The following is a 26281-nucleotide window of genomic DNA, read 5'->3' as shown; positions in this document are numbered from 1 at the left end:
CGGCCGGGCCGCATTTGACTTGATACATGGTGGAACAGATGGCGATGCGCCGGCCGCGTTGCACGGACCGGCGCATTTGCTGTCGCCGTCAGCCAGGTTGGCGCGGAATCGTCACCGTGAAGACGGTCTTGTCGCCCGCGCCGGACTGCACGTCGATGTCGCCCTGATGGGCCTGCACGATCTGCTGCACGATGTAGAGACCGAGTCCCAGCCCTTCATTCTGCCCGCCGCGCGGTGCGCCGCTGCGGAACGGATCGAAGATATTGGGCAGCACCTCCGGCGGAATGCCGCCGGCGTTGGCCACAGAGAACATCGCCTGCTCCGGCTCGCGGCCGTCCAGCACCACCTGCACCGTTTCACCAGGCTTGCCATGGCGGATGGCATTGCCCAGCAGATTTGCCGCCACCTGGCCCAGGCGATCGGGATCCCAGTGACCGGCCGGGTCGCCCTGGATCTGCAACTCGATGCTGCTTTCGGGAAACGCCGCCTGGTGCTCCTGCACCACGCGCTGCATGACCTCATCCAGGCTGACCGGTTGGCGTGTCAGCGGAATGCCGCCCGCCAGGCGCGCACGCGCCAGGTCGAGCATACCGTCGATCAGGCGCCCCATGCGCTTGCCGCTGTTGATGATCTGCGCACTGGCCTTCTGGGCGACCTCTTCCTTGTACGCGCGCTGGATCAGCGACGCTGCGGTCAGCACCGCACCAAGCGGATTGCGCAGGTCGTGGCCGAGGATGGCGACGAACATTTCATTGAGGCGCAGGGTCTCGGTGCGTTCGCGCAACTCCAGCGCCAGCTGCTGCTTCTGGCGATACAGCTGGAAAAACACTTCGGCCTTGTTGCGCAGGATATGCGGCTCGATCGGTTTGTAGAGGAAGTCCACCGCGCCGCTTTCATAGCCCTTGAACATGCGACGCTCATCGCGCGCACCGGCGGTGACGAAGATCAGCGGTACGTTGCGCGTGCGCTCGCTGCCACGGATCAGCTCGGCCAGTTCGAAGCCGTCCATGTCCGGCATCTGCACGTCGATGAAGGCCAGTGCGACGTCATGCACCAGCAGGTATTCCAGCGCTTCGAAACCGGAGCGCGCCTGCAGCAGCTCGACGTCGTCGCGTTGGAGCAGCGCCGACAAGGCCAGCAGGTTTTCGTCGAGATCATCGACCAGGAGAAACTTCACGCGGGGCAGCATGGTTTCCTTGTTTTGATTGTTCATTTTTTCTTTTCCCTTACAGCGTTCCCAGTAACGCGGCAATCTGCTCCAGCGTCAATACGTAATCCACTGCTCCACGCTCCAGCGCCAGTTCCGGCATGTACGGCACCTGCGCGGTCTCCGGTTGCTGCACGATGCTCATGCCCCCGGCCGCGCGAATCGCCTGCAGGCCGGCGGCGCCGTCCTGGTTGCCGCCGGTGAGCACGATACCGAGCAGGCGCTCGCCGTATTCATCGGCCGCAGACTCGAACAGCACGTCAATCGCCGGCCGCGAAAAATTGACCAGTTCATCCGACGACAGCGCCAACTGCGGACCTTCGTCGACCAGCAAATGATAATCGGGTGGCGCGAAGTATATCGTGCCGGCTTCGACCGGCTCCTTGTCGGATGCCTCGCGCACCGTCATCCTGCACTTGGGCGTGAAGATGTCGACCAGCAGGCTGGGCCGTTCACGCGGCAAATGCAACACCACGAACACCGCCGCCTGTGCGCCGCGCTGCAACGCCGGCAACAGATGCGACAGCGCTTCCACACCACCCGCCGAGGTGCCGATCACGACCGCGTCGATGCGGCCTGCAAGCGAAGCGATGGTGCTCATAGCGCGTTCTTCTTCTGAAAAATACGGTCCTCACGGACCACGTCGTCGAAGGCCGCCGCATGCTCCGAAAAACGCAGCGACTCCTTCGATCCGAGGCCGAGGAAACCCTTGCGGCACAGCGATTCACGGAACAGCCCCAGCGCGCGCTCCTGCAACTGACGATTGAAGTAGATCAGCACGTTGCGGCACGACACCAGATGCATTTCCGCAAATACGCTGTCGGTCGCCAGACTATGGTCGGAAAACACGATGTACTGGCGCAGCGACTTGTCGAACACCGCCCGGCCGTATGCCGCCGTGTAGTAATCCGACAGCGAGGTGCGGGCCCCGGACTTCTGATGGTTGCTGGTGAAGCCGGCGATGCGGTCGAGTTCATAGACGCCGGCCTCGGCCTTCTGCAGCGCGGTCGGGTTGATGTCAGTCGCATAGATCAGCGAGCGCTCCAGCAAACCCTCCTCGCGCAGCAGGATCGCCAGCGAATACACTTCTTCGCCGGCGCTGCAGCCGGCGACCCAGATCTTCAGCGACGGATAGGTACGTAGCAGCGGCACCACCTTTTCGCGCAGCGAACGGAAATAGCTCGGATCGCGGAACATCTCGCTGACCTGCACTGTCAGGTATTCCATCAGCGCAGGAAACACCTCCGGATCGTTAAGCACCTTGTCCTGCAGCTGCGACAGCGTCTCGCAACGGAAGCGGCTCATCGCCGTCACCAGCCGGCGCTTGAGTGAAGCCCCTGCATAACCGCGAAAATCGCAGTGGTACTTGAGGTAGATGGCGTCCAGCAGCAGCTGCATCTCGATATCGAAGTGGCGTGTCGGCATCCGGTGCTCAGCAATCAATTTTCGTGGCGTTCACAAGGTTCACGCGCTTCATTTCGGCATCCACACGCGCACCAGCGACAGCAGCTTCTCGACGTCGAGCGGCTTGGCGATGTAGTCGTTGGCGCCGGCGGCCAGGCATTTTTCCTGGTCGTCCTTCATGGCCTTGGCGGTCAGCGCGATGATCGGCAGCTTCTTCCATTCGGGCTGGCGACGGATCTCGCGCATCGCGGTCATGCCGTCCATCTCGGGCATCATGATGTCCATCAGCACCAGGTCGATATGCTGCGCGCCCGGCGTCAGGCTGCGCTTGAGCGCTTCCAGCGCCTCGATGCCGTTGCGCGCGATCTCGACCTTCATGCCCTTCGGCTCGAGCACGCTGGACAGCGCGAAGATGTTGCGCACGTCGTCCTCCACCACCAGCACGCGGCGTCCCTGAAATACCGATTCGCGATCGCGCGCCACCTTGAGCAGGCGCTGGCTTTCCGGCGGCAGCGTGGTTTCGACCTGATGCAGGAACAGCGTCACCTCGTCGAGCAGGCGCTCGGGCGAACGTGCATCCTTGATGATGATGGAACGCGAGAAGCGGCGCAGGCCCTGCTCTTCCTCTCCGGTCAGCGAACGACCGGTGTAGACGATCACCGGCGGGAAGGCGACGTCTTCCTGTTCGGCCATCTTTTCCAACAGCTCATAGCCGCTCAGGTCCGGCAGGTTGAGATCCATCACCATGCAGTCGAAGGTGGTGGTGCGCAATTGTTCGAGCGCCTGGGCGGCCGTCTCGACGCCGATGATGTTGACGTCGTCGTTGCCCAGCAACTGACGGATGCTGTCGCGCTGGCGCGCATCGTCCTCGACCACCAGCACGTGATGCAGGCTTTGCGAGAACTTGGCTTCGAGCTTGCGGAAAGCGTCGATCAGCTGTTCGCGCTGGACCGGCTTCAGCGCGTAGCCGACGGCGCCGCGCTCCATGGCTTCCTGGATGTAGTCGGCGACCGACACCACATGCACCGGGATATGGCGCGTGCGCGGATTGCGCTTGATCTGGTCGAGCACGCCGAGGCCGGAGAAATCGGGCAGGTTCATGTCGAGCAGGATTGCGCTCGGGTGATACAGGTCGGCCGCGGCCACGCCTTCGTTGGCGGAATGCGTGATGATGCACTGGAAGCCCATTTCATGCGCCAGGTCGCGCAGGATCAGCGCGAACGCGGTGTCGTCCTCGACCACCAGGATCAGGCGCGAAGCCGGCTTGAGACGGTTGCGGTCGTCATCGATGGCGATCGGATGCAGGCCTTGCGCCGCACGCGACGGCGCCTGCACATCGGGCGCCGCCGTGGCGGCCAGCGAAGCGCGCGCGGCCGAGATCACCGATGAAGCATGGGCGCCATGTCCGACCGGGGGCATCGCCGCGACGTTGGCGTCGCCCGGCGTCGGCAACGTCAGGTTGGAGGCCTCCGGCGAATACGCCAACGGCAGCGTCAGCGTGAAGATGCTGCCTTCGCCCAGACGGCTCTGCACCTGGATGTCGCCGCCGAGGATGCGCGCCAGGTCGCGCGAAATCGACAGGCCGAGGCCGGTTCCGCCATATTTGCGATGCGTGCTGCCGTCGGCCTGGCGGAACGCCTCGAAGATGAAATGCTGCTGGTCGTCGGCGATGCCGATGCCGGTGTCGCGCACCGAGAACGCCACGCGGCCCTCCGCATTCGGATAAATCGTCAGCGTGACCTCGCCCTTGTCGGTGAACTTCACCGCGTTGGACAACAGGTTCTTGAGGATCTGGCCGAGACGCTGCGCATCGGTGACGATGCGTTCCGGCGTGCCGGCTTCGACAATGGTGCGGAACGACAGGCCTTTCTGCTGCGCGGTCGGCAGGAAAGTTGCGGCCAATTCATCCGTCAGCTTCTCCATCCGCACCTGCTCGGAAATGATCTCGATCTTGCCCGCCTCCATCTTCGACAGGTCGAGGATGTCGTTGATCAGCGCCAGCAGATCGTTGCCCGCCGAGGAAATGGTCTGGGCAAAACGCACCTGTTCTTCGGTCAGGTTGCCGGCCTTGTTGTCGGCCAGCAGCTTGGCCAGAATCAGCGTCGAGTTGAGCGGCGTGCGCAGCTCGTGGCTCATGTTGGCGAGGAACTCGCTCTTGTACTGGTTGGAGCGTTCCAGTTCGGATGCCTTCTCCACCAGCACGGTCTGCGCCTTGGAGAGGTCGTCCTTCTGCGCTTCCAGCTGTTGCGCCTGCTCTTCCAGCTGGGCGTTGGTCTCTTCCAGTTCGCTCTGCTGGGTCTCCAGGCGTGCCTGCGAAGCCTTGAGCGCCTGGCTCTGTTCTTCCAGCTCCTCGTTGTTGACGCGCAGCTCTTCTTCCTGCGTTTGCAGTTCTTCCGCCTGGCGCTGGGTTTCTTCCAGCAGCTCTTCCAGTCGCGTGCGGTCCTTGGACGAGCGCACGGAAACGGCGATCAGCTCGGCGGTGCGCTCCAGCAACTCCAGTTCGGCAGCGTGCAGCGGACGGAAGAAGCCGAGTTCGATCACCGCCTGCACTACGCCGTCGACGCTGGCCGGCGCAATCAGCAGCTCGCGCGGCTTGCTGGCGCCAAGGCTGGAAATCACCGGCAGGTAACCATCCGGCACGTCGCGTATGTGCATCGTGCGATTGATCTTGGCGGCCTGTCCGAGCAGGCCGTCGCCCGGTTGCAGCAAGGCATGGCCGGAGCGCTCGCCGATGGCGTAGGAGCCGAACCGGCGGAACGCGTCGGCGTCGTTGTGGATGTAAATCGCACCCACCTGCGCGCCCAGGTATTCGGCCAGAAAAGCCAGCGCGTTGTCGCCCAGCACGTCGAGCCGCTGCTCGCCCTGCAGACGGCCGGCCAGTCCGATCTGTCCGGCACGGATCCACACCTGGCGCTCGCGCGCACGGTAATCGCGCGACGTCATCACCGCAGCCGCAACGATCAGCACCAGCAGTACGCCCGAGCCGATCCAGGTCACTGCGGAGGCGAACACCACCGCATCGCGCCACTCTTCCTGGCGACTGGCCAGCAGGTTGCGTTCATGCAGCTCCATCTCATCGGTGATCGCGCGCAGACGATCCATCGCCACCTTGCCGCGGTTGGTGCGCACCACCGCCAGTGCCGCTTCCGCACCGAGCGAGCGGCGCAACTCAATGCTTTCGGCCAGCTCGTCCATCTTGTCCTTCGCCATGGCTGCGGCGGCATCCAGCCGCTGGACCTGTTCAGGATTGTCGCTGATCAGACTGCGCAGGCGTTTCACCTGTCCCGGCAACGCCGCCTTGGCGTTGGTGTACGGTAGCAGGTAGGTTTCGGTATTGGTCAGCAGGAAGCCGCGCTGGCCGGTCTCGGCATCCTTGAGCACGGACACCAGCGCTTGCAGCTGCTCCCGCACTTCGATGGTGTGCGACACCAGTTCGGCGGTACTGGCGCGCACTTCCTGGGCGCGATAAGAGAAGAAGGAGATCAGGATCACCGCAAAGATCGCGACAGCGAAACCGATCAGCGGTCCCGGCGGCAGCGGCGGACCGGAAATGGCGCCGCCGGCGCGTGTTGGTTTTGCATCGATGCGTTGATCAGCTGGCATGGGAAAACCTGGCACGTTGTGCTCCGTTACGTAATTTGTGGGGCAAGGAAAGGGCAAGACGATTGCCGGACGTTCGGCCCGGCAACGCGACATATGTTCTTTTTCTTATAGGAGAAATCGCGCAAAAATTATACTTGAATCCCTCTGTACGCAGGGACTGCACAGCAGTTCTTGCGCCACCCTTTTAATGTTGCCTTTTAGGCATCATCAAACTGAATCAACGTACTGCCTCCAGTGCGAAATCGATGAAGGCGCGAACTTTGGCCGGCGGCCGGTGACGCGAAGGATGCAGCGCATAGAGCGGAAAGCGTTCGTCGGGCCAGTCCGGGAAGATTTCCACCAAATGCCCCTGCTTCAGCACGTTCTGCGCGCCCAGCGCCAGGATCTGGGCGATGCCGGCGCCGGCGCTGCATGCCAGCAGCATGGTGCCGGAATCGTTGAGGACGAGCCGGCCCGGCGGATTGACCTCGACTACTTTGCGTCCCTTGTGGAACACCCATTCATACGGCCGGCCGGTGGTCGGGTCGCGAAAATGGATGCACTGGTGGTTGATCAGCTCGGACGGATGCGACGGTTTGCCGTGCTTTGCCAGGTAAGCCGGCGACGCCACCGTGAGGATGCGCGTCTCCAGCAGCTTGCGCGCCACCGTGGTCGAGGTCGGCGGTTTGCCGAAACGGATGGCGACGTCGATGCCGTCGGCGACCAGGTCGCCGAGATGTTCGCGCGTGGTCAGCTCCAGCGTCAGGTCGGGATATTTTTCGAGGAAGGCGCCGAGATGTTCGGCCAGCAGCAGCCGCGAGAAGAAGGGATCGAGGTCCACGCGCAGCCGGCCGCGTACGGCGCTGGCCGAGCCGGAGGCGTCGATGGCGGCTTCTTCGATGCCCGCCAGCAGCGGCGCGACCTGTTCGTAAAAGCGCCGGCCTTCGTCGGTCAGGTTCATCGAGCGCGTGGTGCGGTCCAGCAGGCGCACTCCCACGCGCACTTCCAATCGGGCGATGGCGCGGCTGACACCGGAGTCCGACATGTTGAGCGCCTCGGCCGCGCGCGCAAACGTGCCGCGCTCGATCACCGCCGCCAGCACGCTGACGCCGGCCAGCAGGCGTCCGTCAAAGGACATGGCTTGCTTCCGGCCGATCAGCCGCGCGCAGGAATCGCCAGTCCCTTGATCACCGCAGGACGGGCGACGAAGGCGTCGAGTGTGCGCTTGATGTTCTTGAAATCCTGGAAGCCGACCAGCTCGCCTGCTTCATAGAAACCGATCAGGTTGCGCACCCACGGAAAGATCGCAATATCGGCGATGCCGTAGTCGCCCATCACCCATTCGCGGTCCGCCAGGCGCTGGTCGAGCACGCCGAGCAGGCGACGGGATTCGGCGACGTAACGGTCGCGTGGACGCTTGTCTTCGTATTCCTTGCCGGCGAAGCGGTGGAAGAAGCCGAGCTGGCCGAACATCGGACCGATGCCGCCCATCTGGAACATCACCCATTGGATGGCTTCGTAACGCGCGGCCGGATCCTGCGGCAGGAACTTGCCCGTCTTCTCGGCCAGGTAAAGCAGGATCGCACCCGATTCGAACAGCGCCAGCGGCTTACCGCCCGGACCGTCGGGATCGATGATGGCCGGGATCTTGTTATTCGGATTGAGCGACAGGAATTCCGGCGACATCTGGTCGTTAGTGTCGAAACTGACCAGGTGAGGCTCATAGGCCAGGCCGGTCTCTTCCAGCATGATCGAGGCCTTCACGCCATTGGGCGTCGGCAGCGAATACAGCTGGATGCGCTCGGGATGCTGCGCGGGCCATTTAGCGTTGATGGGGAAATCGGCAATCTTGGAAGCAGCGTTGGAAGAAGCGGACATGAGGTTACTCCATATCTAAAATCGGATCGAAGGCCTGGACGAATTGCTCGAATCCGTCCAGCGGCAGCGGCCGGCAGAAGAAGTAGCCCTGATAGGCGTGACATCCTGCATCGGCCAGGAAATTGCGTTGCGCGTCGGTCTCGACACCCTCGGCGATGACGCCAAGGCCGAGACTTTGTGCGAGTGCGACGATGGTCTTGGCGATGGAGGCATCGTTGGGGTCGATCAGGACATCGCGCACAAACGACTGGTCGATTTTAAGCTGATTCAGCGGCAGGCGTTTGAGATAGGACAAAGACGAATAACCGATGCCGAAGTCGTCCAGCGAAAATTCGACGCCCTTGGCCTTGAGCGCATACATCTTCTGTATGATGTCCTCGACGTTGTCGACCAGCAGGCTTTCTGTGAGCTCGAGCTTGAGACGCTTGGGATTGGCGCCGGTACGTTCGATGATGCCGCAGACGGTCTGGACGAAATCGGCTTCGCGGAATTGCTGCACGCTGACGTTGACGGCGATGCTCAGGTGCGAGGTCTCGGCGCGCAAAGCCCAGCGCGCCAGTTGCGTGCAGGCGGTTTCCATGACCCAGTTGCCGAGCGAGAGGATCAGGCCGGTCTCTTCGGCCAGCGGGATGAATTCCGACGGCGGCACGGTGCCGCGTTGCGGATGCTGCCAACGCACCAGCACTTCGGCGCCGGTCACGCGGCCGCCTTCGACCACTTGCGCCTGGTAGTGCAGCACCAGCTGGCCGCCATCGATGGCCTTGCGCAGGCCGGCTTCCAGCGCAGCGCGCTCCAGCACCACGGTCTGCATGGCAGGATCGAAGAAACTCATGGAATTGCGGCCGGTTTCCTTGGACTTGTACATCGCCAGATCGGCTTGCTTGAGCAACTCGTCAATCGAAGCCTGGCGGCCACGGAACACGGTCGCGCCGACGCTGGCGGTGGTGCGGTATTCGATCTCGCCCAATTGATACGGCGAATCGAGCACGCTGAGGATTTTTTCGCCGATGGCCTTGGTCTGGCTGGCCGCTTCCTGCGGATTGCGGTGCAGACTTTCCAGCACCACCACGAATTCGTCGCCGCCCACGCGCGCCACCGTATCGTTGGCGCGTACGCTCAGCGCCAGCCGCTGCGCCACCTGCTTGAGCAGCAGGTCGCCCTTGTCGTGGCCAAGCGTGTCGTTGAGTGTCTTGAAGTGATCGAGATCGATGAACAGCAAGGCGCTGCTGGTCTTGTTGCGCGTGCTGGCTGCAATCGCCTGCTTGAGGCGGTCGAGCAGCAGCGTGCGGTTCGGCAGGCGCGTGAGCGCGTCGAAGAAGGCCAGCTCCTTGATGCGCTCTTCGGCGATCTTGCGTTCGGTGATGTCGTGATGGGTGCCGACGTAATGCGTGACCACGCCATCATCGCCCTTCACCGCCGAGATGGTCAGCCATTCGGGATAGACCTGGCCGTTCTTGCGGCGATTCCAGATTTCGCCCTGCCAGCCGCCGGAGTGACGCACGCTTTCCCAGATGGCGCGATGGAAGGCCGGGCTGTGTCGGTCCGAGCGCAGCAGGCGCGGCGTCTTGCCGATGACTTCGTCGGCATCGTAACCGGTGATCTTGGTAAAGGCCTGGTTCACGCGCAGGATCCTGCTGTCGGCGTCGGTGACCATCATGCCTTCGAGCGAATCGAAGGCCACTGCGGCGATGCGCAGTTCGGCCTCGGCCTGCTTGCGCTCGGTAATGTCGCGGCCGCTGGTGCGAAAACCCGTGAACACGCCATTGGCGTCCGTGATGGGCAGCCATGACACCGACAGCCAGAACAGCGAGCCGTCCTTGCGCACGCAGCGGAACTCAAGGTCGTCACCGCGTTCGCCCAGCAAGCCCTTGTCGAGCTCGGGCACCACGCGCGGCAGGTCTTCCAGGTAAATGAACTGCGCTTTGAAGTTCGGCATCGCCATGCATTCCTCGACGGTGTAGCCGGTGTAATGGAATACCGAGGGATTGATCCAGCGCGGCTTGCCGTCCAGGCCCCACCAGACTTCCCAGTTGACGGTGCAGTCGGCGATGGCGCGGAATTGTTCTTCGCTGGTGCGCAATTCACTGGTCATCTTGTTGGCCAGGCGGATCGCGCGGCGCCGGCTCGACATCAGCAGCCAGGCCAGCAACGCCAGCAGCACGCTCAGGCCGACGCCGGTCAGCGCGGTCTGCACTTCGGCGTTGCGGCCGAAGCGCGTGGTGAAGTCGTCAAGCGTGTTCATCGACAGCGTCCAGTTGTGGCCGGCCACCACCAGGTATTCGGTGGCGCTGATCAGGGTTGGTTTCTTCTGGTCGAGTCCGACTGCCGAGTGATACAGCAAGGCGTCGGTCGACGGTTCGACGCCGTCGTAGATCGCGAACGCCACGCCCATCGGCTGTTCGCCGTACAGGCTGGCGACCACATCGCTCATACGGAACGAGGCATGCACCCAGCCGATCAGGCTGGCGCGGCGCTCGGCGATGGTCGATTGAGGCATGCCGCGCGCATAGATTGGCAGGTACATCAGAAAGCTGGGCTGGCCCTGGCCGTCGGCGTCGAGGTCCAGCTTGACCTTGCCGGAGATCGCCGCCATGCCGGAGTCGCGCGCTTTTTCCATGGCGCGCCGGCGATTGGGTTCGGCCCAGGGATCGAAGCCGAAGGTAACGCGATTGCGACCGACGTACGGCTCGCGCATGATGATCGGTGCGTAGTCGGGACGCTCGCCTGCGGGCCGGATGGCGTAATCGGTGAAACCGAGCTCCTGCATGCGCGCGATGTGCGCGGTCTTGTCGGCGCTGCTGATCCACTCTTCCGCGCCGATGGCCTGGATGCCGGAAAAATTGGCGTCGAGATTGAGCGACGCGACATACTCATGCAGCGCCGTGCGGTCAAATTTGCCGTTGGCGGTGAACAAACCCTGCACGCCGTGCAGCATCTGTTCATAGCTCGAGACGCGCTGCTCGACGCGGCTGACCGCTTCGCGCAGGGAGAAATCGAATTGCGCGCGCAGCTCTTTCCTCGAGGCGTCGCGCTCGTGATCCCAGGCGACCCAAGTCACGCACAGGCCGGCGACCAGGATGGTCAACGGCAACAGGATTTGCCGTATCCAGTTCACGGCTCGGCCTTGAAGTCGACCATTGATGCCGCCAGCGAGGGTGGGAAATATTTTTCAAAGATGCGGCGGACAGTGCCGTCGGCGCGCATCTCCTCCACCAGCGAGCGCCACTTGTCGCGCTCGCTCGGCGGCAAGGCCTTGTTCGACATGATCAGCCCGTGCGGGATCGAGGGGTCATTGAATTCGATGATCGCGGTGACGTCGCGGATGTGCTTTTCTTCCACCACCGGATAGTCGAACGGCTCCATGATCATTCCCTGGATGCGATTTGCCATCAGTGCCTGGTATAGCGGATCGAGGCCGCCGGCCTGGGTAACGCGATTGGCGCTTGCCAGCTTGTCGACCAGGCGGTTGGCCGAGGCGCTGTAGCGGAAACTGCGGATCACGCCGAGCCGGAAGGTCTCGCTGCGTTCGAATTCGATCAGTTGGCGCATGCCCGCATCCTTGCGCACCAGCAAGTAATACTTGTTGCTGAAGTACCAGGCGAAAGAAGCGAAGCGGCGCCGCTCGGGACTGGCAATACCGGACAGGCTGAAGTCGAGCGCGCCCGATTCGATCAGCTGCCAGATGCGCGCACGCGACATCAGGCTGACGCCGACCTTGCAGCCGCTGCGGCGAATCAGTTCATCGGCGAAGTCCTTATCGATGCCGGTGTCGGTATCGGCGGAATACAACAGGCCGTGGTCGTGCAGAGCGAGGGTATATGGGCGGGAGCAATCGGGACCGGCTGCCTGGGCAGCGCCCGCGACGCAGGTCATGAACAACATGCTGCATGCACAGACGATGCCGGCGAAGCGTCGGCGGATCACCGTTCCCCCGGCGGTAAGAATGACTGAAATACGGCCCCCTTCATGTGCACCGTGTACTGATTAAGTATTCTTTTGCGCGGCTTGCGGACGATTGTTTTTATTGCCGCAAACCAACAATGCGATGTTGTGCAAATGCGCGTACGAATTTGGTCCTGCTGCCGGTTATTTTCCTGATTCGTCCGGCATGGCGGACGAATGATGTTACCCGACGCCTATTGAAACTGCAACCGAGGAACACAGCCGGGAAAGGGGTGCTGAAGCACGCTTTGAAGTCGGCTTGGAAGTTCGCGTGGACGCTCTATTTGCGGCGCGCCGGAAGCCCGCAGAATGTCAGCGTACAATTTGCATCATCCACCATCATCATCCAAAAGAGGCCGCCATGCACTACGCCCTGTTTTATCGCTTCGTCAAAGACAGCAAGACCGCCAAGCAGCCGTTCCGCAGCGAGCATCTCAAGTACGCCTGGGAAGCCAGCGCTCGCGGCGAACTGATCCTCGGCGGGGCGCTGGCCGATCCTGAAGACGAAGCCTTGCTGCTGTTCACAGGCGCCTCGCCGGAAGTCGCCGAGAATTTCGCCAACAAGGATCCCTATGTCCTCAACGGCGTGGTGACGCAATGGCAGGTGCGACCGTGGACCACAGTAGTGGGGAAAACTGCGGCGACGCCGGTACAACCGGGTTGAGGCAAAAAAAGAGGACCCCGCGGTCCTCTTTTTTATTGATCTTCAGGGAAGCAAAATACCCTTATCTGCCGACCTGATGTCCGATCACGCCGCCGACTGCAGCGCCGCCGGCGGTGCCAATGCCGCTGCCGCCGGTCAGGACCGCGCCGGCCACCGCGCCGATGCCGGCGCCCACGGCCGTGTTCTTGTCGCGTCGCGACATGTTGCTGCAACCGCTCATCGCCGCCAGCGCGCAGACCGTGATGGAAATGACTGTGATTTTTTGGATTGTTTTCATGATGAGAGTCCCTGTCAAAAATAAGGTCGCTGCGTCGGTGACTACTTTCGCAGCAAGTGGAATGTGGACGGCAGTTCGAGCCGCATTCTCGCCGAATAGTTTCTGTCCCTCGATGCCCTTAAACAATCCCTTACAGTTGTTACACACCTCTCGATGAAAGATTGACTATCCGTCAACTACTCCAGCCCAAACCCAACGCCTTCTGGATGCCGACGAAACTCCGCGTCAGCGCCGCCTCGGCCTGCGACAGGTTCTGCTGTGCGGCGATTTGCTGGCGGGTAGTGTCCAGCACTTCAATCAGGGTACCGGTGCCGGCCCGGTAGCGTTGCTGCGCAAGGTCCAGCGCACGGTCGGCCGAGGCCTTGGTGCGCGCTACCGTGGCAACGGTCACGCGGCCGTAACGGAAACGCGACAGTGAATCCTCGGCGTCGCGTAAGGCTTCGAGCACCGATTGCCGGTACTTCATCTCGGCCTCGTCGCGTACGCGTTCCGCTTGCGTGACACGCGCCTTGGCGCGCCCGAAGTCGAGGAAATTCCAGCTCAGCATCGGCGCCGCCACTGCCGTGAAATCGTCCAGCTTGGTCAGGTCGGATGGATGCGTGCCGCCCAGACCGATGACGCCGAAGAGTTTCAGGCTGGGATAGCGCGCCGCTTCGGCCTGGCCGATTTTGGCGGTGTCGGCAGCCAGCGTGCGCTCAGCGGCGCGGATGTCGGGACGCCGCCGCAACAGGGTCTGCGGATCGCCCACCGCGACTTGCGCCGGCGGCAGCGGCATCTCGCCAGCCGCTTTTGCCGCAAGCATGTCATCAAGCGTGCCGGGCTCCTGCCCCACCAGCGTCGCCAGTTGATTCAGATAAGACTCGAGATCGGCCTGCAGCGGTACCTGGTCGCTGCGCGTGCCGTCGAGCTGGTTCTGCACACGAATCAGGTCGAGATTGGAGGCCGTGCCACGGTCCAGCCGCTGGCGCGTCAGCGTCGCCATCTGCTCCTGTGCGCGGATCGATTCGTCGGCCAGCTGGATACGGCGCTGACGATCGCGCAGGTTGATGTAAGCATTCGCGACTTCTGCTTCGAGGCTGACCTGGACGTCGGCCAACGACGCCTCCGCGGCCTCGGCGGTGGCAGTGGCGGACTGCACCGCGCGCCGGTGTCCGCCGAACAAGTCGATTTCCCAGGTGGCGTCGAAACCGAGGCTGTACAGGTTCAGGCTGGTGGACGAGCCAGATGAGCCGGATGAGCTCGATGATCCTGAAGAACCCGATGAACCGCCCAGATTGATCGGCGGCAGGCGCGCATGTCCGGCCAGCGCAGAGGCGCCGACGCTAGGGAGTGAATTGGCCTGTTCCAGGCTGAGCGCGGCGCGTGACTGCTGCAGTCGCGCGCGGGCGATGCCGAGATTGGGATTGGCGTCGAGTGCGCGTTGCACGAGGTCATTGAGCACCGGATCGCCGAGCGCCTCCCACCAGCGGTTGACGGGTGCGTCCGCGCTGGCGGTATCCTGGCCGCGTACGAAGTGGCCCGATTGCGCCGCCACGGGAGCGGCATCGGGCGGACCGGAATAATCCGGGCCGAGCGCGCATCCGGCCAGTGCGGCGACGCACGCCAGTGAAACAAGTCGGAAGAGAGGAAGTGTTCGCATGATGTTTTTCAGTGAGCCGCAACCGGTGCGGCGTTGGTCGGCAGAGGCCGCAGGAACAGCACCAGCGGCGTAATGCACAGGATCGCCACGCCCAGCAGCCAGAACAGGTCCGCATAGGTCATCGTCAGCGCCTGCATCTGGATGCTGGAGCCGAGCAGGCGTATGGCGGTGTCTTGCCCGCCCAGCAGATGCGCTTGCGCCGCCATACTCGACTGCACCAGCTCGGAATTGGCGGAAATGCTTTCTTCCAGGCGGCGACTGTGCAGCCACAAGCGCTGATCCTGGATCACGGCAATGCCGGCCAGCGCCAGCGAGCCGCCCAGATTGCGCGCGGCACTGTAGATACCCGCCGCGTCGCCGGCCTGCGACGCCGGCACCGAACGGATCGCCGCCTGGTTCAGGAACAGCATCGCCAGCACCGTACCGACGCCGCGCATCAGTTGCGAGGCGACGAACGAACCACCATAGGACAGGGGGCTGAGGTCAGTTTCAAGGAAGGCGCTGGCCGCCAGCAGCAGCAGTCCGAACCCGACCGCCAGCCGGATGTCGACGGTACGCATGAGAAAAGGCGTGAACGGCATCATCAGAATCATCGGCACACCGGACAGCAGTACGATCACGCCCGACTGCAGCGAGTTATAGCCGGCGATGCCGGCGAGGAATTGCGGGATCACATACGCCGTGCCGTACAGCGCTACCCCGACCGCCATCGCCATCAGCGCCACCGAACCGAACTGTCGATCGCGCAGCAGCCGCAACTGGATCACCGGATGCTTCGCGCGCCACTGGCCGATGGCGAGCAGGATGAATCCGAGCAGCGAAACCGCCGCCAGCCAGCGGATGTCCGGCGAAGAGAACCATTGCTCGCGCTCGCCCTCCTCCAACACCACGGTCAGGCCGCCGAGGCCGAGCGCCATGCCGGCAATGCCGAACCAGTCGGCCTCGGCCAGTTGCTCGAACTTCGGCCGCGCATACGGCACCGCCACCAGCAGCAAGGTGACCAGCGCGATGCCGACGGGCACGTTGATGAAAAAGGAATAGTGCCAGCTGACGTTCTCGGTCAGCCAGCCTCCCAGCACCGGACCGAGCACCGGACCGAGGATCGCGGTGGCGCCGAACAGCGCGTTGCCGACCGGCTGCTGTTCGCGCGGCAGGCGTGTGGCAATGATGGTCATGGCGGTCGGGATCAGCGCGCCGCCGGTGAAGCCCTGGCCGATGCGGCCGACGATCATCATCGGCAGCGTGGTCGACAAACCGCACAGCACCGAGAACAGTGTAAACAGGCTCGCCGCCGCCAGCAACAACGTGCGCAGGCCGAGCAGTTTTTCCAGCCATGAAGACAGCGGGATGATGATGATTTCCGCCACCAGATAAGCGGTGGCGATCCAGGTGCCTTCGGTGCCGCTGGCGCCGATCTCACCCTGAATGGTGGGCAGCGATGAATTGACGATGGAGATGTCCAGCGTCGCCATCAGCGCGCCGAGCGTGCCGGCGGCAACTGCCAGCCAGGCACTGGCATCGGCTTTCTGGCTGGAGGCTGAGCTCAATGCGTGCGCTCCGTCGCGGCGGTATCGACTTCGGCCGTGACCGAGAGGCCTGCGACGAAGACCTTGCGGTCTTCCGCCGAGGCGTCAACAGCGATGCGCACCGGCACGCGCTGGACGATCTTGGTGAAGTTGCCGGTCGCGTTCTGCGGCGGCAGCAGCGAGAATTGTGCGCCGGTGCCGGGGGAGATGCTTTCCACGTGGCCCTTGAATTTTGCGCCCGGCAAGGCATCCATCTTGATCGCCACGGGCTGGCCGTTGCGCATGCTGCCGATCTGGGTTTCCTTGAAGTTGGCGACCACGTAGAAGTCGGTCGGCACCACCGTCATCAAGCGTGTCCCGGCCGACACGAATTGTCCGACGCGCACCTGCTTGTCACCGACGCGGCCCGCCACGCTGGCGGTGACCTGGGTGGAGCCGAGATTGACGTTGGCGGCGTCAAACTGCGCCCGCGCCGTCTCGCCTTGGGCTTGCGCCTGGCGTACCTGCGCCTCGATCGAATGCACGCGCAGTTGCGCCGCTTCCAGCGCAGCGCGGCGCGAGGCCACGGTGGACTTCGCCTGCGCCGCCTGGTTGCGCAAGGTGGTCAGCCGTTCACGCGTTTCGGCGCCGCTGGCGGCCAGCGGCGTGTAGCGCTCCACTTCGGACACGGCAAAACGCGCATCTTCCTCCGCCGAACTCAGTTGCGCCTGGGCCTGGCTGATGGCGGCCTTCTGCTCCTGAAGCTGCGCCTTGGCGGCGTCTTCGCTGGCGGTGGCGGCATCGATCTGCGCCTTCGACTGCGAGGACTGCGCGGCGTAGTCGCGCGCGTCGATGCGCACCAGCGGCTGGCCGGCCTTGACGTCCTGGTTGTCGATGACGAAGACCTGCTCGACATAGCCGGAAACCTTGGGCGCGACGGTCACGCTGTCGGCATAGACGAAGGCGTCATTGGTGCTCTCCAGATATTTTCCGCGCAGTTCGTAGTAGATGAACCAGGCGACGATGACGATCAGCACAACCACCAGCAGCGAGCGCAGGATCAGCCTGGCGCGCGGGCTCATTTTTTTCTTGGGCTTGTCACTCTTGGGATTTTCCTCTTTCGGATTTGCATCCGGAGGGTTCTGCGTCGCATCGGGGCGATTATCTACCGCGTCGGTCATGTTTGTTTTATCCTGAACTGGTTTCATAAAGCAAAGCCGGCGTCAGTCGGTCAATGCTTGCAAATCGGCTTGCCGGAAAAATTAGTGAGGTACCATATAATATGGCATTAACAAAAAATATGTCCACCACCTTTACAAACGACTACACCGAAGCCGCGGAAGCCCTGCGCGACTTTTACCTGCGCTCGCACCGCGCGCTTGACAAGCGCCTCGCCGGCCAGGGCGCGACCATTGCACGCATCAAGATCATGAGCCTGATCAAGCGCGAGGGGAAAGTGCGCTCGACCGATCTTGCCGAAGCGTTCGGCTTCGCGCCGCGCACGATTACGGAAGCCGTGGACGGCCTGGAACGCGAGGGACTTGTCGAGCGAACAACAGACGAGAGCGACCGCCGCGCCAAATTCATTTCTTTGACAGCGTCGGGCAAAAAAGTGCTGCGCGCCTCCGAGCCGGTGCGCAAGCAGTTTGGCGATCAGTTGTTCGAGGCCTTGAGCAGGGAAGAGATTGCGCAGCTGACGCTGCTGCTGGGCAGGCTCAATGCGCGCTTGCTTGAATTGGAAGAAGAGAAGTAATCCGCTGACGCGAAAATCAGCAATCCATCACCGGGGGAATCCGCCGCACTCTGACGAAGACGATCCCCTGGGTGCATTCAAGAACGCGGACAGGCATGCAGATGCCTGCCGCAAAAAAATCAACCGCGCACGGCGGCTTCAATCGCTGCAACGTCGATTTTCCGCATTGTCATCATGGCGTCGAAGGCGCGTTTGGCCGCAGCCTTGTCGGAGCCCATGACCGCATCCGTGAGTACGCGCGGCGATATCTGCCACGACAAACCCCACTTGTCCTTGCACCAGCCGCAGGCGCTTTCCTGGCCGCCGTTGCCGACAATCGCATTCCATAGGCGGTCAGTTTCTTCCTGGTCGTCGGTGGCGACCAGGAAAGAAAAAGCCTCGCTATGCCGGAACGCCGCACCGCCGTTCAGGCCGAGACAGGGAATGCCCAATACCGTGAACTCGACCGTCAGAACGTCGCCCTGTTTGCCGGAAGGATAGTCGCCGGGCGCACGATGGACCGCGCCGACCGCGCTGTCGGGGAAGGTTGCGGCGTAGAACTGCGCGGCCTCCAGCGCGGCGCCGTCGTACCAGAGGCAGAGTGTGGTTTTACTGGTCATGGTGGAGTCTCCTGAATGGGGGCGGATAGATAACTCGGGGCGATCTTGCCGATGATATTTTGCCAAGCTGCCGGCTGGCTGTCCCGTGTGTTTTCGATCCGGCTTCTCAGAAATAGTGCCGACGAATTCGCCTGAAATATCCGCCCTATTCCCTTTTCCCGCCCATTCAACGTCCCTCACATGGTGCTAACCAACTTCGTTAAACCATTCAACCGCATCCGCACCGGCCGGAACGCGGAATCCGCTCTGACCGTCTTGCACGACCTGCCAGACTGCTTCCGCAACATCCACCGAATGCGTCACCGGACCAGAATAATTCTGGAATCCCGACAGCACCGCATTCATCGTCGCGGCGTAATCCTCGGGGAACACTTGCGCCACGCGCGCATGGGCATTGCTGGCAAACGCTGTTTCCGGCGCCATGCCTGGCAGCACCACGCCGACGCGTATGTTGAACTCGTTCAGTTCCAGCGCCAGGGATTTGGTGAAGGCGACAACCGCTGCCTTGCTGGCCGTGTAGACAGGCAGCAACGGCAAGGCCTTCAGCGTCACGGACGAAGCCACATTGACGACAACACCCGACCTGCTTGCCCGGAACTGCGGCAAAAATGCCTGCGTCACCGCCATCGTACCGAAGGTATTCGTTTCAAATACTTCGCGTACCGCATCCATCGAGGTGCTTTCGAACGGCCCCAGCATGCCGACGCCGGCATTGTTCACCAGAACGTCGATGGCCCCGGCTTCTTCGACCAGACGACGGATGCTTTCGGCATTAGTGACGTCCAGCTTCAGGACGCGCAGATGTTCAGACTTCGGCAGTACATCGTCGTTCGGTGTGCGCATGGTGGCGATAACTTTCCAGTTGCGGTCCAGGAAATGTTTGGCGATTTCCAGACCGAAGCCGGAAGAGCAGCCAGTGATCAAAACGGTTTTCATGTGCATCCTTTCATTGTCAGGGGAAGCATGACAATAACTGGCATGAACAAAACCATCTACAATCCAAAGTCCTAGATTTGTTTGCGAGAGTCCAGCATGGTGGATCCCCTGACGTCCGTTGTCACCCTACTCCAGCCCAAGATGTCCTATACCAAAATCGTGACCGGGGCAGGACGTTGGGGAGTGCGCGGCAAACTTGAAGAAGCGCCGTTGTGCTGCTGCGTGGTGTTGGAAGGAAAGATCCGCTATACGGTCGATGAGTCGGAGCTGGTTGCCGAAGCGGGCGATTTCCTGCTGATTCCGTCGATGTCGACATTTTCGGCGAGCAGCTTCGACGAGCCGTTAGAGCATGAATGGCAGACCGAACCGGTGGTGCTGGAAAACGGCGAACATCGCAACGGCTCGGTATCGGCCGAGGCCGATGTGCGATCGCTGGTGGGCTTCTGTCAGCTGACGTCGCCGGACGCCGCCTTGCTGTTGACGCTGCTGCCGAAGGTGATCCTTATTCGCGGCGATGCCCGCCTGACGGCGCTGGTGCAGTTAGCCATCGACGAAGCGCGTTCACAGCGCCCGGCGCGGGAAGTGGTGATCGAACGCCTGCTGGAAGTTTTGCTGATTGAGGCATTGCGCTCTTCCAACAACGCGGTGACGTCACCCGGCCTGTTGCGCGGTCTGGCCGATATCCGCCTGGCGAACGCGATCCGGCGCATCCACGAAAGTCCCGAGGAGCCTTGGACCGTCGCGCTTCTGGCGAAAGAATCGGCGCTGTCGCGCTCCTCTTTTTTCCAGCGATTCAGCGCGGCCCTGGGCGTCACACCGATGGACTATCTGCTGTCGTGGCGGATGGCGTTGGCAAAAAGATTTCTTGAGCAGAAAAAAGCGATCACCGAGGTGGCGGTGCTGGTCGGCTACAGTTCATCCAGCACGTTTACGGTCGCCTTTACCCGCCATACCGGCATGCCGCCGGGTCAATATTCAAAATTGCGAAAAAATGCGGAGGCAGGAAGTGCCGACGAGGTGCCTGCGATGTCGTGAATTCCGGTCACGGCCACTGGGGGGACTGGTGCTGATGAGAGGAATCGAACCTCCGACCTACTGATTACGAATCAGTTGCTCTACCAACTGAGCTACATCAGCCCAAGCAATATTTTAGCAAACATCGGCTGTTCCAAAATCGGCCGAAAAGACCGCTCGTTTGTCCCAAAGCAGCGAGACTTCATGCTTTCTTCACATGAGTCCAAGCAGCATCTGCGCGTCAACGTTACAATCGCCATCGCACCATGTTGGTGCCCTGTTCGATTACCATTTTCCCCCATGAATCATTCCGAAACGGCGCGCGGCATCGCTTTGTCGGTGACAGCGTCGCTGCTGTTCGCCCTTCTCTCTGCCTACACGACCTGGCTGGCGCCGCTGAACGGGCTCGACATCTTTGCCTGGCGCATCGTGTGGACCTTGCCGCCGGCGCTGTTGCTGATCTTCTGGCGCAAGCATGACGCGCAGTTGCGCGATGCCGTTCTTGCATTGCTGCGCAATCCTTTGCAGGCGCTGCTGTTTGTCGCGATGACGGCGATGCTGGGGGTGCAGTTGTGGCTGTTCCTGTGGGCGCCGCTGAATGGACGGGCGTTGGACGTGTCGCTCGGATACTTCCTGTTGCCGCTGGCGATGGTGCTGATCGGGCGTTTTTATTACGGCGAGCGGCTCGATGTCTGGCAGCGCATCGCGGTGGCCTGTGCGGTGGTGGGCGTGCTGCACGAGCTGTGGATGACACGGGCGTTTTCGTGGCCGACGGTGCTGGTGGCGTTGGGCTATCCGCCCTACTTCATGCTGAGGCGCCGGCTGAAGCTGGATTCCATGGTGATCTTCATGATGGAGATCGTGCTGCTGACGCCGGTCGCCTTGTATACGCTGGCGATCAGCCCCAATCTGTCGGCAGTGTGGCAGCGGCCTGACATGTATCTGATGCTGCTGCCCGGACTGGGCCTGTTGAGCACGGTGGCGCTGGATTGCTTCTTGCGCGCCAGCCGCCTGTTGCCGATGGGCCTGTTCGGCATCCTCGGCTACGTCGAACCGGTGTTGCTGGTGGTGGTGGCGATCATCCTGCTCGATGAAACGCTGAACGCGGCGCAGCTGTGGACGTATATCCCGATCTGGATGTCGGTGGGCTTCACCGCGATCCACAGTGTGCGGCTGATGCAACGGCGCTGACGCCGTCATCCTCGTCGTCGCTATTCCGACGCCGCCTTCAGCGCTACGCTGATAGGCGGCGTTGTCGTATGGGCGCAGCATGGTCGTTCTGCCGGCGGCCGGATTTGCTTGCTGCCGGGACGACCACCCCACATGGAGAAATCATCATGGCCAATCCATCCCCAACATCTACACAAACACAACAACGCGTCGCCATCCTCGCCACCGACGGCTTTGAACAAGCCGAGCTGCTGGAACCGAAGAAGGCGCTCGAAGCCGCCGGTGTCAAAGTCGACGTGATCTCCGCCAAGGCCGGTTCATTACAAGGCTTCAAGCACGTCGACAAGGGCGAACAGGTCAAGGTCGACAAGACCTTCGACCAGGCGCATCAGGAAGATTACGCCGCCGTGCTGCTGCCGGGCGGCGTGGTCAACGGCGACGCCATGCGGCTGGTGCCGGAAGCGGTCAAGTTCGTGCAGCAGGCCGACGCTGCGCACAAACCCATCGCGGCAATCTGCCACGGCGGCTGGCTATTGATCTCGGCCGGTCTTGCCAAGGATCGCACGGTGACCAGCTGGCCGAGTTTGCAGGATGACTTCAAGAACGCCGGCGGCAAGTGGATCGATCGTGAAGTGGTGCAGGACGACAACTTCATCACTTCGCGCAAGCCGGACGACATCCCGGCGTTCAACAAGACCCTGCTGGCGGCGTTGAAGAAAGCCGCTTAGATTTCACCGACGTCAGTGCAATAAAAAAGGGACTTGCATTGCAAGTCCCTTTTTGCTGGTCCGACGATCCGACAAGGAAAACTTATTCCTTGCTTATTCTTTGTTTATTCCTTGTGATAACCGGTGACGCGCTCGACTTCGTTCTTCGAACCCAGGAACACGGCGACGCGTTGATGCAGCTTCTCCGGCTGGATGTCGAGAATGCGCTGGTCGCCGTTGGTGGCGGCGCCGCCGGCCTGCTCGACGATGAAGGCCATCGGGTTGGCTTCGTACATCAGGCGCAGCTTGCCTGGCTTGTCCGGTTCACGCGCATCGGCCGGGTACATGAAGACGCCGCCGCGGTTGAGGATGCGATGCACGTCGGCGACCATGGAGGCGATCCAGCGCATGTTGAAGTCCTTGCCGCGCGGACCAGTGGAGCCGGCCAGCATTTCGTCGACGTAGCGCTTGACCGGCGGATACCAGTGACGCGCGTTGGAGGCGTTGATGGCGAATTCCTTGGTGTCGGCGGGAATCTGCATGTCGCGCTGGGTCAACACCCAGGCGCCCATTTCGCGGTCCAGCGTGAAGCAGTGCACGCCATCGCCGGTGGTCAGCACCAGCACGGTTTGCGGGCCGTAGACGGCGTAGCCGGCGGCGACTTGCTTGGTGCCCGGTTGCAGGAAGTCTTTTTCCGACGGCGTGGTCATGCCGTCGGGCGCCTTCAGCACCGAGAAGATGGTGCCGATGGAGACGTTGACGTCGATGTTGCTTGAGCCGTCCAGCGGATCGAACATCAGCAGGTATTCGCCTTTGGGATAGCGGTTGGGAATCGGATGGATGGTTTCCATTTCTTCCGACGCCATGCCGGCCAGGTGACCACCCCATTCATTGGCTTCAAGCAGGATTTCATTGGAGATCACGTCCAGCTTCTTCTGCACTTCGCCTTGCACGTTTTCGCTGCCGGCGCTGCCCAGCACTTCGCCGAGCGCGCCCTTGCCGACGGCGTGGCTGATGCTCTTGCAGGCGCGGCCGACGACTTCGATCAGCAGGCGCAGTTCGGATGGGATCTTGTTGTGCAGGCGCTGCTGCTCGATCAGATGCTGGGTAAGGCTGATGCGTTTGGTCATGATGCTCTCTCTAAAAATCAATTCAAAATCATTGCTGCCGGTATCAGTTCGCCAGCGACTTGGTGATCACCTCGGCGACATCGCGCGACAGTTTGGGCGTGTCAGCGACCTGGCGCAAGGCGTTGCGCATTCTTTCCTGCAGCGCCGGCGAATATTTGCGCCAGCGGTCCAGGCTGCGCGCCAGGCGTGCGGCGACTTGCGGGTTGCTGGCGTTGAGCGCGATGACTTGCTCGGCCCAGAACGTGTAACCGCTGCCGTCGAGCGCGTGGAAGGCCGAAGGATTGCCGTTGCAGAAGCTGAAAATCAGGCTGCGCGCGCGGTTCGGGTTCTTCAGCGAGAAGGCCGGATGCTGCGCCAGCGTGCGCACGGTCTCGACATCGGCGGTGCGTGCAGTCGCCTGCAGCGTGAACCACTTGTCGATGACCAGCGCTTCCTGTTCAAACTCGCTGTAGAAATCTTCCAAGGCCTTGCCCTTGCCGTCGGCGCCGCTGTTGGTCAGGGCGGCGAGCGCAGCGAGGCGGTCGGTCATGTTATTGGCGTTGTCGCATTGCTGCTGCGCCAGCGTGTGGGCTTGTTCGTCGTCGAGCTCGGCCAGGTAGGACAGCACCACGTTCTTGAGCGCGCGCTTGCCGGAAGCGGCGGCGTCAGGGCTGTAGGCGCCGGTGTCGTGATTGTCACGATACGCCTTGAGCAGGTCGGCGCTCAACTCCCTGGCCAGCGTGCGGCGCAGGAACTGGCGCGCGGCGTGGATGGCTTGCGGGTCGATGACTTCCATCTGCTCGGCGATCATGGTTTCCGACGGCAGCGTCAACACCAGTTCGCGGAACGCCGGGTCGAGCGTGGCGTCGTTGAGGGTGGCTCGCAAAGCATCCGTCAGCGCGCTGTCATGCTGCAGGCTGTTCAGCACGGAGTCGACCGAGACCACGTGACCCGACTGGCGTGCGGCCTGCACCGCGATAGTCAGGCTGAGCAGACGGCGCGTGGCGAGACGCTGGCCGGCTTCCCAGCGGTTGAACGGATCGCTGTCGTGCGCCATCAGGAAGGCCAGCTCGGCGTCGCTGTAGTCGTATTCCAGCACCACCGGCGCGGAGAAGCCGCGCAGGATCGACGGCACCGGTTTTTCGGCGACGTTGGTGAAGGTGAAGGTTTGTTTTGCCTGCGTCAGTTCCAGCACGCGTGTGGTGGTTGGTGCGCTGGCCGACTTCGCGGCTTTGTCGCCGGCCAGCGTCAGCGCCAGGTCGCGTCCCTTGCGGTCGAGCAGGCCGACGGCGACGGGGATGTGGAACGGCAGCTTTTTCTTTTGCCCCGGCGTCGACGGGCAGGATTGCTCCAGCGTCAGTTCCAGCGTCTTTGCCTTGGCGTCATAGCGTACCGAAGCGGCCACGCGCGGCGTGCCGGACTGGCTGTACCAGCGTTCGAACTGCTTCAGGTCGCGCTTGTTGGCGTCCGCCATGGCGGCGCGGAAATCGTCGCAAGTCACGGCCTCGCCGTCGTGGCGCTTGAAGTAGAGGTCCATGCCCTTGCGGAAGCCGTCGCGGCCGAGCAGCGTCTGGTACATGCGCACGACTTCGGCGCCTTTTTCGTAGACGGTGACGGTGTAGAAATTGTTGATCTCGACAAAGGAGTCGGGACGCACCGGATGCGCCATCGGGCCGGCGTCTTCCGGGAACTGCGCCTGGCGCAGCACGCGCACGTCGTCGATGCGCTTGACAGCGCGGCCGCTGTCGCTGCCGATCATGTCGGCGGAGAACTCCTGGTCGCGGAAGACGGTCAGGCCTTCCTTCAGCGACAGCTGGAACCAGTCGCGGCAGGTGACGCGGTTGCCGGTCCAGTTGTGGAAATATTCATGGCCGACCACGGCTTCGATGTTGGCATAGTCGACATCGGTGGCGATGCGCGGATTGGCCAGCACGAACTTGGTGTTGAAGATGTTGAGGCCCTTGTTCTCCATCGCGCCCATGTTGAAGTCGCCGACGGCGACGATCATGAAGCGGTCCAGGTCGAGCTCCAGGCCGAAGCGCTCTTCATCCCAGCGAATGCTGTTCTTGAGCGAATCCATGGCGTGCTGGGTCTTGTCGAGGTTGCCCTCTTCCACCCACACCTGCAGCAACACTTCGCGACCCGATTGCAGCCGGTACTTTTCTTCCTGGCAGACCAGATTGCCGGCCACCAGCGCGAACAGGTAGGACGGCTTCTTGAACGGGTCTTCCCACTTGGCGTAATGACGGCCGCCGGGCAGCTCGCCCTCTTCGACCAGATTGCCGTTCGACAGCAGCACCGGATATTGCTTCTTGTCGGCGCGCAGCATCACGGTGTACTTGCCCATGACGTCGGGACGATCGGGGAAATAGGTGATCTTGCGGAAGCCTTCGGCTTCGCATTGCGTGAAGAAATTGCCGTTGGACACATACAGGCCCATGAGCGAGGTATTGCGCTGCGGCTGCGTGGTGGTTTCGATTTCCAGCGTGACCTTGGCGGGCGCGCCGGCGATGCGCAGGATGCCACCCTGGATGCGGTAGTCGCGCGCAGTCAGGGTCTTGCCGTTCAGGCGCAGGTGCACCAGTTCGAGTTCTTCGCCGTAGAGTTCGATATCCTTGCCGGTGGCGGCCGGGTTGCGCTGCATCACGATGCGGGTGGCGACGCGGGTCAGTTCAGGCTCAAGGTCGAAACCCATTTCGACGGTGTCGACAAAATAGGTCGGTGCGGCGTAATCTTTGCGGTAAATCGTCGGAGGCGTATCGGTGCGCATGGAGGAGATCCCGGGAAAGGTGCAATAGAATGCATTTAGGAACAAAACACGATTTTACCAATCAACCGATTGGATAGGCAGAAAAGGGACAGATTAGTGGCCCAACAGTTCACCGAAGCCTTCGC

21 protein-coding genes and 1 tRNA gene are annotated in these 26281 nt (G+C 62.2%); 5 read left to right on the top strand and 17 right to left on the bottom strand.

Translation table 11 applies throughout. The features are described 5' to 3' along the window. Positions 1 to 88: 88 nt before the first annotated feature. From ACIROY_RS09160 to ACIROY_RS09125, 8 genes are all read right to left on the bottom strand, one after another. Positions 89 to 1213: an ATP-binding protein gene (locus ACIROY_RS09160; protein WP_402274723.1), complete on the bottom strand. Its 1125-nt coding sequence runs from the start codon at positions 1211 to 1213 to the stop codon at positions 89 to 91. A 13-nt stretch (positions 1214 to 1226) separates the two neighbouring features. Beyond that, positions 1227 to 1808, bottom strand: coding sequence for a chemotaxis protein CheB (locus ACIROY_RS09155; RefSeq protein ID WP_402341283.1), 582 nt, complete (start codon positions 1806 to 1808; stop codon positions 1227 to 1229). Next, positions 1805 to 2632: a CheR family methyltransferase gene (locus ACIROY_RS09150; RefSeq protein WP_402274718.1), complete on the bottom strand. Its 828-nt coding sequence runs from the start codon at positions 2630 to 2632 to the stop codon at positions 1805 to 1807. The genes ACIROY_RS09155 and ACIROY_RS09150 overlap by 4 nt, the downstream gene beginning before the upstream one ends. 48 nt (positions 2633 to 2680) lie before the next feature. After that, positions 2681 to 6214, bottom strand: a complete 3534-nt coding sequence (locus ACIROY_RS09145) for a response regulator (RefSeq protein ID WP_402274716.1) — start codon at positions 6212 to 6214, stop codon at positions 2681 to 2683. A 217-nt stretch (positions 6215 to 6431) separates the two neighbouring features. Next, the gene (locus ACIROY_RS09140) at positions 6432 to 7331 is read right to left on the bottom strand and encodes a LysR family transcriptional regulator (RefSeq protein ID WP_402274713.1); all 900 of its coding nucleotides are present in this window, start codon (positions 7329 to 7331) and stop codon (positions 6432 to 6434) included. A gap of 17 nt (positions 7332 to 7348) precedes the next feature. Next, positions 7349 to 8071 (bottom strand): glutathione S-transferase N-terminal domain-containing protein, encoded by a 723-nt coding sequence (locus tag ACIROY_RS09135; RefSeq protein ID WP_402274711.1) that lies wholly within the window; start codon positions 8069 to 8071, stop codon positions 7349 to 7351. A gap of 4 nt (positions 8072 to 8075) precedes the next feature. Beyond that, the gene (locus ACIROY_RS09130; protein ID WP_402341281.1) at positions 8076 to 11186 is read right to left on the bottom strand and encodes an EAL domain-containing protein; all 3111 of its coding nucleotides are present in this window, start codon (positions 11184 to 11186) and stop codon (positions 8076 to 8078) included. Continuing rightward, entirely contained in the window at positions 11183 to 11944 is a 762-nt protein-coding gene (locus ACIROY_RS09125) for a substrate-binding periplasmic protein (RefSeq protein ID WP_402341279.1), read from the bottom strand. The genes ACIROY_RS09130 and ACIROY_RS09125 overlap by 4 nt, the downstream gene beginning before the upstream one ends. A gap of 430 nt (positions 11945 to 12374) precedes the next feature. On the opposite strand from ACIROY_RS09125, the gene ACIROY_RS09120 reads away from it, so the two are divergent. Further along, the gene (locus ACIROY_RS09120) at positions 12375 to 12677 is read left to right on the top strand and encodes a YciI-like protein (RefSeq protein WP_402341277.1); all 303 of its coding nucleotides are present in this window, start codon (positions 12375 to 12377) and stop codon (positions 12675 to 12677) included. A 61-nt stretch (positions 12678 to 12738) separates the two neighbouring features. Here the strand turns inward: ACIROY_RS09120 and ACIROY_RS09115 are convergent, their stop codons facing one another. The 4 genes from ACIROY_RS09115 to ACIROY_RS09100 all read right to left on the bottom strand — a co-directional run bounded on the left by ACIROY_RS09115 (position 12739) and on the right by ACIROY_RS09100 (position 17279). Continuing rightward, positions 12739 to 12954 (bottom strand): glycine zipper 2TM domain-containing protein, encoded by a 216-nt coding sequence (locus ACIROY_RS09115; RefSeq protein WP_116436751.1) that lies wholly within the window; start codon positions 12952 to 12954, stop codon positions 12739 to 12741. 172 nt (positions 12955 to 13126) lie between these two features. After that, positions 13127 to 14593: an efflux transporter outer membrane subunit gene (locus ACIROY_RS09110; RefSeq protein ID WP_402341275.1), complete on the bottom strand. Its 1467-nt coding sequence runs from the start codon at positions 14591 to 14593 to the stop codon at positions 13127 to 13129. Positions 14594 to 14601: 8 nt separating this feature from the next. Continuing rightward, positions 14602 to 16140, bottom strand: a complete 1539-nt coding sequence (locus ACIROY_RS09105; RefSeq protein WP_402341273.1) for an MDR family MFS transporter — start codon at positions 16138 to 16140, stop codon at positions 14602 to 14604. Beyond that, positions 16137 to 17279, bottom strand: coding sequence for an HlyD family secretion protein (locus ACIROY_RS09100; RefSeq protein ID WP_402341271.1), 1143 nt, complete (start codon positions 17277 to 17279; stop codon positions 16137 to 16139). The genes ACIROY_RS09105 and ACIROY_RS09100 overlap by 4 nt, the downstream gene beginning before the upstream one ends. A 119-nt stretch (positions 17280 to 17398) precedes the next feature. On the opposite strand from ACIROY_RS09100, the gene ACIROY_RS09095 reads away from it, so the two are divergent. Continuing rightward, a complete protein-coding gene (locus tag ACIROY_RS09095; protein WP_402274977.1) occupies positions 17399 to 17851 on the top strand; it encodes a MarR family winged helix-turn-helix transcriptional regulator in 453 nt (150 codons plus the stop codon). A gap of 119 nt (positions 17852 to 17970) precedes the next feature. Here ACIROY_RS09095 and ACIROY_RS09090 read toward each other — a convergent pair whose 3' ends face one another. Together ACIROY_RS09090 and ACIROY_RS09085 are read right to left on the bottom strand one after the other, a co-directional pair. Then, the gene (locus ACIROY_RS09090) at positions 17971 to 18450 is read right to left on the bottom strand and encodes a VOC family protein (protein WP_402341270.1); all 480 of its coding nucleotides are present in this window, start codon (positions 18448 to 18450) and stop codon (positions 17971 to 17973) included. A gap of 186 nt (positions 18451 to 18636) precedes the next feature. Beyond that, positions 18637 to 19386 carry an SDR family oxidoreductase gene (locus tag ACIROY_RS09085; RefSeq protein ID WP_402341268.1) on the bottom strand — a complete coding sequence of 250 codons (750 nt, stop codon included), beginning with the start codon at positions 19384 to 19386 and terminating at the stop codon, positions 18637 to 18639. A 96-nt stretch (positions 19387 to 19482) separates the two neighbouring features. On the opposite strand from ACIROY_RS09085, the gene ACIROY_RS09080 reads away from it, so the two are divergent. Next, positions 19483 to 20421, top strand: coding sequence for a cupin domain-containing protein (locus tag ACIROY_RS09080; RefSeq protein ID WP_402341266.1), 939 nt, complete (start codon positions 19483 to 19485; stop codon positions 20419 to 20421). A gap of 26 nt (positions 20422 to 20447) precedes the next feature. Here ACIROY_RS09080 and ACIROY_RS09075 read toward each other — a convergent pair. Beyond that, a tRNA-Thr gene (locus tag ACIROY_RS09075) sits at positions 20448 to 20523 on the bottom strand. Positions 20524 to 20700: 177 nt separating this feature from the next. Here ACIROY_RS09075 and rarD point away from each other — a divergent pair. Beyond that, complete coding sequence (gene rarD / locus ACIROY_RS09070) at positions 20701 to 21591, top strand: EamA family transporter RarD (RefSeq protein ID WP_402341264.1); 891 nt, start codon at positions 20701 to 20703, stop codon at positions 21589 to 21591. Between the two features lie 146 nt (positions 21592 to 21737). Continuing rightward, positions 21738 to 22298, top strand: a complete 561-nt coding sequence (locus ACIROY_RS09065; RefSeq protein WP_402341263.1) for a type 1 glutamine amidotransferase domain-containing protein — start codon at positions 21738 to 21740, stop codon at positions 22296 to 22298. Positions 22299 to 22402: 104 nt separating this feature from the next. Here ACIROY_RS09065 and ACIROY_RS09060 read toward each other — a convergent pair whose 3' ends face one another. Together ACIROY_RS09060 and pepN are read right to left on the bottom strand one after the other, a co-directional pair. Next, complete coding sequence (locus ACIROY_RS09060; RefSeq protein ID WP_402274685.1) at positions 22403 to 23407, bottom strand: class 1 fructose-bisphosphatase; 1005 nt, start codon at positions 23405 to 23407, stop codon at positions 22403 to 22405. A 43-nt stretch (positions 23408 to 23450) separates the two neighbouring features. After that, positions 23451 to 26156, bottom strand: a complete 2706-nt coding sequence (gene pepN / locus ACIROY_RS09055) for an aminopeptidase N (protein ID WP_402341261.1) — start codon at positions 26154 to 26156, stop codon at positions 23451 to 23453. Between the last annotated feature and the right edge of the window lie 125 nt (positions 26157 to 26281).

It is taken from the genome of Herbaspirillum sp. NPDC101396, assembly GCF_044767365.1.
Taxonomy (GTDB): domain Bacteria; phylum Pseudomonadota; class Gammaproteobacteria; order Burkholderiales; family Burkholderiaceae_D; genus Herbaspirillum.
Note: the sequence above shows the minus strand (reverse complement) of the source record. Positions and strands in the feature narration are given on the sequence as shown.